The organism is Pseudomonas wayambapalatensis (assembly GCF_049942315.1).
Lineage (GTDB): Bacteria > Pseudomonadota > Gammaproteobacteria > Pseudomonadales > Pseudomonadaceae > Aquipseudomonas > Aquipseudomonas wayambapalatensis.
Window position 1 is genome coordinate 1 of sequence record NZ_JBNFMU010000047.1, and the last position, 2,438, is coordinate 2,438.

The following is a 2,438-nucleotide window of genomic DNA, read 5'->3' on the forward strand; positions in this document are numbered from 1 at the left end:
CCCCCCCCCCCCCCCCCCCCCCCCCCGCTCCTACAGGTCAGGAAGGCGCACGCATCATGTCGTACAGTTCATTGAGCAACTTGCGGCGGCTGAACACCAACTGCCAGCGATGCCCGCCCAGCTGGCGCCACAGGCGGGCGGCGCGGATGCCTGCCAGCAGCAGGGCACGGATCTTCGAGGCGTTGCTGGCCTGCTGCAGGAAGCGCATGTCGCCGTGTACCTGGATGCGCTGACGCAGGGTGCTCAGGGTGTCCTGGTACAAGGCTCCGCTGGAAGCGATGACATTTTCGTGAACCAGGCCGAAATGATCGGCTTGCGACTGGATCTGCGGCAGGCGATTGCCGATGGTGTCGAGCAGGTCGCCACGCTTGGCCAGCTGGCGCTCCAGACCCAGCATGGACAGTGCGTAGCGCAGCGGCTCGCGTTGCAGGCTGCTGGGGTCGCGCTCCAGGGCGCCGACCAGTGCACGGTAGCCGTCGCGCAGGTTCAGGTCGTCGCCGCCGAACACTTCCAGGGTGTTGTTCGGGTCGCGTACCAGCAGGCTGCCGAGCATGCAGCCGATATTGGCTTCGCTGGCCTGCCCGGTGCGGGCGATACGATCGACCAGCACCGCGGCCTGGAACACGCCACCAAGGGCGATCAGTTGCTCCTGCAGGTTGCTCATGCGCGTGGGCTCCAAGGCTCGGCGCTCTCGATCACGCCGCCACCCAGGCACACCTCGCCGTCATAGAACACCACGGATTGACCCGGCGTCACAGCGCGTTGTGGCTCGTCGAACACTGCGCGGTAGCCGTTCGCAGTGCGTTCCAGCGTGCAGTGCTGGTCGCTCTGGCGGTAGCGCACCTTGGCGGTGAGTCGGCGTGGGCTGCTCAGGTCGACTGGGTTGACCCAGAAGATGTCCGAGGCGAGCAGGGCGCGGGAGAACAGCCAAGGATGTTCGTTGCCCTGGCCCACCACCAGCACATTGCGCGCCAGGTCTTTTTCCAGCACGTACCAGGGTTCGTCGCCGGCGTCTTTCAGGCCGCCAATGCCCAGGCCCTGGCGCTGGCCGATGGTGTGGTACATCAGGCCGTGGTGCTGGCCGATCACTTCGCCGTCGGTGGTCTGGATCTCGCCGGGTTGGGCGGGCAGGTACTGCTTGAGGAAGTCGCTGAAGCGGCGCTCGCCGATGAAGCAGATGCCGGTGGAGTCTTTCTTCTTTGCCGTGGCCAGGCCGTGTTTCTCGGCGATGGCGCGTACCTCGGGCTTTTCCAGCTCGCCAACGGGGAACAGGGTGCGGGCGATTTCCGCGCCGCCCACGGCATGCAGGAAGTAGCTCTGGTCCTTGTTCGGGTCCAGGCCTTTGAGCAGTTCGGTCAGCTCGCCGGTATCACGGCGGCGTACGTAGTGGCCGGTGGCAATCAGGTCGGCACCCAACGACAGGGCGTAGTCCAGGAAGGCCTTGAACTTGATTTCGCGGTTGCAGAGGATGTCCGGGTTGGGGGTACGGCCGGCTTTGTACTCTTCGAGGAAGTGCTCGAACACGTTGTCCCAGTACTCGGCAGCGAAGTTGGCGGTGTGCAGCTTGATGCCGATGCGATCGCACACGGCCTGGGCATCGGCCAGGTCTTCGCGGGCGGTGCAGTACTCGGTGCCGTCGTCCTCCTCCCAGTTCTTCATGAACAGACCTTCCACCTGGTAGCCCTGCTCCATGAGCAGAAGGGCGGAGACGGAAGAGTCCACGCCGCCGGACATGCCGACGATGACGCGGGTCCTGGAGGGGTCTTTGGGTGCTGGGCTGGTCATGGCTACCGATGTGTATCTGGGGGAAAAATTCCGATTCTATCAGGACGGCGCATCCGCGTCAGTCGCGCAGCAGCGAGAGGCTGTGCAGCGGGCCTGCCAGATAGTCTTCAAGGCAGCGTGGCACCAGCTCGCTGCGCCAGCGTGCGGGATCGGCCAGCAGCTCGTCGCGGGTCAGCCACAGGGCGCGGGTGATGTCGCTGTCCAGGGCACGCTTGGGGTGGTGGCGCAGGGGGCGGGCGGCGAAGCAGATACGCTGGTAGGTCACGCCGTTGCTCGGCGCAGTGTAGAGGTAGATGCCGACCACGCCGGTCAATTCGACCTCCCAGGCGGTTTCCTCGAGGGTTTCGCGCAGGGCAGCCTGGGGCAGCGTCTCGTTGGCCTCGAGATGGCCGGCGGGCTGGTTGAACACGTGCTGGCCGGCCTTGAACTCTTCGACGAAGAGGAACTTGCCCTCGTGTTCGACGATGGTGGCGACGGTGATGTGGGGTTGCCAGGTCATTTGCGGTGTCCTTTCATAATGTCGGGACCGCGTTGCGGTCCTGTGTGGGGGAAAAACACCCCCCCAAAGACAGGGAGAGACCACAAGACAAAACCCTCCTTTTTGAGACGGATTGTTCCCTCCAAGACGGTTCCCAAACCCACCCCCAAAAAAA

General features: G+C 64.6%; 3 protein-coding genes. All 3 read right to left on the minus strand.

Annotation, left to right across the window (positions count from 1 at the left end):
- Window positions 1-37: 37 nt before the first annotated feature.
- From hflD to ACPZMI_RS01330, 3 genes are read right to left on the minus strand one after another with little or no spacing between them, the layout of a single operon-like run.
- The gene (gene hflD, locus ACPZMI_RS01320; RefSeq protein WP_186669842.1) at window positions 38-664 is read right to left on the minus strand and encodes a high frequency lysogenization protein HflD; all 627 of its coding nucleotides are present in this window, start codon (window positions 662-664) and stop codon (window positions 38-40) included.
- Window positions 661-1,785, minus strand: a complete 1,125-nt coding sequence (gene mnmA / locus ACPZMI_RS01325; protein WP_186669841.1) for a tRNA 2-thiouridine(34) synthase MnmA — start codon at window positions 1,783-1,785, stop codon at window positions 661-663. The genes hflD and mnmA overlap by 4 nt, the downstream gene beginning before the upstream one ends.
- Window positions 1,786-1,843: 58 nt before the next feature.
- Window positions 1,844-2,284 carry an NUDIX hydrolase gene (locus ACPZMI_RS01330; RefSeq protein ID WP_426351530.1) on the minus strand — a complete coding sequence of 147 codons (441 nt, stop codon included), beginning with the start codon at window positions 2,282-2,284 and terminating at the stop codon, window positions 1,844-1,846.
- Between the last annotated feature and the right edge of the window lie 154 nt (window positions 2,285-2,438).

Excerpts from the sequence above, each read along its gene's own strand:
- hflD (WP_186669842.1), bottom strand. The coding sequence starts at position 664 with ATGAGCAACCTGCAGGAGCAACTGATCGCCCTTGGTGGCGTGTTCCAG.
- ACPZMI_RS01330 (WP_426351530.1), bottom strand. The coding sequence starts at position 2,284 with ATGACCTGGCAACCCCACATCACCGTCGCCACCATCGTCGAACACGAG.
- mnmA (WP_186669841.1), bottom strand. The coding sequence starts at position 1,785 with ATGACCAGCCCAGCACCCAAAGACCCCTCCAGGACCCGCGTCATCGTC.